Source organism: Alicyclobacillus mali NBRC 102425 (genome assembly GCF_001570745.1).
Classification (GTDB): domain Bacteria; phylum Bacillota; class Bacilli; order Alicyclobacillales; family Alicyclobacillaceae; genus Alicyclobacillus; species Alicyclobacillus mali.
On record NZ_BCSG01000066.1, the window covers coordinates 1 to 3,597 of the forward strand.

3 protein-coding genes are annotated in these 3,597 nt (G+C 66.6%); all 3 read left to right on the top strand.

All coding sequences use genetic code 11. The features are described 5' to 3' along the window. Positions 1-66 precede the first annotated feature (66 nt). The 3 genes from AMA01_RS13335 to AMA01_RS13345 are packed head-to-tail and all read left to right on the top strand — an operon-like array spanning position 67 to position 3,545. Entirely contained in the window at positions 67-777 is a 711-nt protein-coding gene (locus tag AMA01_RS13335; protein ID WP_067851731.1) for an L-ribulose-5-phosphate 4-epimerase, read from the top strand. Between the two features lie 34 nt (positions 778-811). After that, on the top strand, positions 812-2,296 hold the full coding sequence (araA, locus tag AMA01_RS13340; protein WP_067851733.1) for an L-arabinose isomerase: 1,485 nt from the start codon (positions 812-814) through the stop codon (positions 2,294-2,296). Between the two features lie 55 nt (positions 2,297-2,351). Continuing rightward, positions 2,352-3,545, top strand: a complete 1,194-nt coding sequence (locus AMA01_RS13345) for a sn-glycerol-1-phosphate dehydrogenase (RefSeq protein ID WP_067851734.1) — start codon at positions 2,352-2,354, stop codon at positions 3,543-3,545. The last annotated feature ends 52 nt before the right edge of the window (positions 3,546-3,597 follow it).

Below are 3,597 nucleotides of genomic sequence, written 5' to 3' on the forward strand. Positions count from 1 at the left end.
TGAAAACAACGTGATGAAGGTGCTGAAGCGGATCAAGAGCGCCGTGGCGCAGGAAGAGGTGAAGACATGCTGAGGGAACTGAAAGAAGCGGTCCTCGAGGCGAACCTGGCCCTGCCCAAGCACGGTCTCGTGACCTTCACCTGGGGGAACGTGAGCGGCATATCGCGAACAGACGGCCTCGTGGTCATCAAGCCGAGCGGCGTGCCATACGACGAGCTGACCGCCGACCACATGGTGGTGGTCGATCTCCACGGCCGCGTCGTGGAGGGCGATTTGCGGCCGTCGTCAGACACGCCGACACATATCGAGCTGTACAAGGCGTTCGAGTCCATCGGCGGCATTGTGCACACGCATTCCCCGGCCGCGACGGCGTGGGCGCAGGCGCGGCGCCCCATCCCGGCGCTCGGCACGACGCACGCGGACTACTTTTACGGGGATGTGCCCGTGACGCGGCCGCTGACGAAGGACGAGATCGATCGCGGCTACGAGCTTGAGACGGGACGGGTGATTGTCGAGACGTTCCGCGAGCGCGGGCTGGATCCCGTCGCGATGCCGGCGGTGCTTCTGGCCAATCACGCGCCGTTTACGTGGGGGAAGGACCCGGCGGAGGCCGTGTATCACGCCGTGGTGCTCGAAGTGGTGGCAAAGATGGCGCGAGACACCATGCTTCTCGCGGGCGGGGAGGCGCAGATGGATTCGTTCTTGCTTGACAAGCACTATCAGCGCAAGCATGGAAAGAACGCGTATTACGGTCAACCCGGCGCGGCGGCGCACTGAGGTGTCCGGACGAGTCGATGGGAGAGATGGTTGGATGAAGATGCCGGCTTATGAATTCTGGTTTGTGGTGGGCAGTCAGCACCTGTACGGGGACGAGGCCCTCGCCCAGGTGGAAGCGCATGCGCGAGAGATGGTGCCGGCGCTCCAGGCGGCCGTCGGCAACGCGCATGTTCTGCGCTGGAAGGGCGTTTTGAAGGACGCGGACGAGATTCGCAGGCTGTGCCTCGAGGCGTCGGCGGACGACGCTTGTGCGGGCGTGATCGCGTGGATGCACACGTTTTCGCCGGCGAAGATGTGGATTCGCGGCCTGATGGCGCTGCAAAAGCCGCTTTTGCACCTGCACACGCAGTTCAACCGGGATATCCCGTGGGACACGATCGACATGGACTTCATGAACCTGAACCAGTCGGCGCACGGGGATCGCGAGTTTGGGTTCATGGTGACCCGCCTCGGCATGCCGCGCAAGGTCATCGTCGGCCATTGGCAGGACGCGGAGGTGGCGAGGAGAGTCCGCGGATGGGCCATGACGGCGGTGGCGGCGGCTGTGAGCCGGGGGCTCAAAGTCGCGCGCTTTGGGGACAACATGCGCCAGGTTGCCGTCACGGAAGGCGACAAGGTGGAGGCCGAGGCGCGGTTTGGCTGGTCCGTAAACGGCTACGGCGTGGGCGATCTCGCCGAGCGCGTGCGTGCGGTGTCGGAGGCCGAGATCGACCGGCTCATCGATGAATACCAGTCGCTCTACGAGTTCGCGCCGGGATGCGAGAAAGGCGGCCCGCTGCACGACGGGGTGCGCGAGCAGGCGCGCATCGAGCTTGGGCTTCGGTCCTTCCTTGAGGAAGGCGGCTTCGAGGCCTTCACGACGACGTTTGAGGACCTGCACGGGCTGCGGCAACTGCCGGGCCTCGCGGTGCAGCGCCTGATGGCCGACGGCTACGGCTTTGGCGGCGAAGGCGACTGGAAGACCGCCGCGTTCGTGCGCGTCCTGAAGGTGCTCGCCGAGGGCGAGGGCACGTCCTTCATGGAGGACTACACGTACCACTTCGAACCGGGCAACGAGATGGTGCTCGGCGCGCACATGCTGGAGGTGTGTCCGACCATCGCGGCGACGCGGCCGCGCGTGGAGGTGCATCCGCTCTCCATCGGCGGCAAGGAGGATCCGGCGCGGCTGGTGTTCGACGGCGCAGGCGGGCCCGCCGTGCAGGCCACCATCGTCGATCTCGGCCACCGCTTCCGCATGGTGGTGAACAAGGTGGAGGCCATTCAGCCGGATCGCCCGATGCCGAAGCTGCCCGTGGCGCGCGTTTTGTGGAAGCCGCTGCCGTCGCTCGCGTCGGCGGCGGAGAGCTGGATTCTCGCGGGCGGCGCGCATCACACGGTATTCTCGTATCGGGTGACGGTAGAAGAGCTGCAGGACCTTGCCGACATGATGGGCATGGAGTGCGTCGTCATTGACGAGCACTCGACGCCGCGCCAGATTGCGAACGAGCTTCGGTGGAACGAGGCGGTGTACGGCCGCTGAGCGAAGGTGTGGGGCTGCCAAGACGCAGCCCCGCGTTGTTTTGGGGGGAACGCGCGTGAGATGGAGCTTGGATGACCTGAAGAGGCTTGCGACGGACTGCCCGTGCGGCCAGCCGCATCAAGCCATTCCACTGGAACACCTCGAGGTGGGACCGGGAGCTTTGGCAAACGCCGCGGCGTGGATCCAAGCCCGCTACCGGCGCGTGGTTCTCGTGATGGATGAGCACACGCGCGCGGCGGCGGGCGATGCGCTCGCCCAGAGCTTGACCCATATCGGCGTGTTGTGGACGGCCTGCCTCATCGAGCCGAATGCCCAGGGCGACGTGGTGGCGGACGAGCGGTCCATCGTTCAGGCGCTTATCGCGGCGGGGCCGGACGTCGAGGCGCTCGTGGCGGTGGGCTCGGGCACGCTCCACGACATCGCCCGGTTTGCGAGTTACAAGATGCGAATTCCGTTCGTGAGCGTGCCGACGGCGCCGTCGGTCGACGGATTCACGTCCGCCGGCGCGCCGCTCATCGTGCGCGGCATCAAGACGACCTATCAGACGCAGGCGCCCATCGCCGTGTTCGCGGACACGGACGTTCTCGAACGGGCACCGAGGGAACTCGTGTGGGCGGGCTTCGGCGACGTGGTGGGCAAGTCCACCTCGCTCGCGGACTGGGCGTTCGGGGCCATCGCGGCGGGGGAGCCGTATTGCGCCCATCTGGCGGGGCTCACGCGCGAAGCGCTGGAGATGGCCGTGGCGCAGGCGGACGGCCTCGCCCGCGCGCGGACCGGCGCCATTCGCAGCCTGATGGAGGCGCTCATCCTGTCCGGGATTGTGATGCTCCTGTTCGGGCAGTCCCATCCGGCGTCCGGCGGAGAACACCATCTGTCGCACGACTGGGAGATGGAGTTCCTGCGATCCGGCAGGCGCCAGATCCTCCACGGCCTCAAGGTGGCCGCGGCGTGCGGCGTGATCGCGGACGTCTATCACGCGCACGTGGAGGACGCGGTCGCGGAGGCCGTGCGCGCGGGACAGGCGCCGTGGGCGTCCCTTGCGGGGCAGGAGGAGGAAGTGCGCGCGATTCTGGCGTCGATTCCGTCCGGCGATCGCGTCCGGTCGCTCATGCGCCGCATTGGCGCGCCGGCGGAGCCATCCGAGTTGGGCGTGGAACGAAGCCTTGTGTCGGCGAGCCTGAAGCGCGCGCACAAGCTCCGGAACCGCTACACCATGCTTCGACTGTTGAACGAGACCAACGCGCTCTGAGACGTGTCCCTATCACTCGCTGTCGCTGGGCCTCGGTTTGTTTTATACTCGA

Bases quoted from the DNA above. Each gene is read 5' to 3' on its own strand.
- AMA01_RS13335 (WP_067851731.1), top strand. From the start codon at position 67: ATGCTGAGGGAACTGAAAGAAGCGGTCCTCGAGGCGAACCTGGCCCTG.
- araA (WP_067851733.1), top strand. From the start codon at position 812: ATGAAGATGCCGGCTTATGAATTCTGGTTTGTGGTGGGCAGTCAGCAC.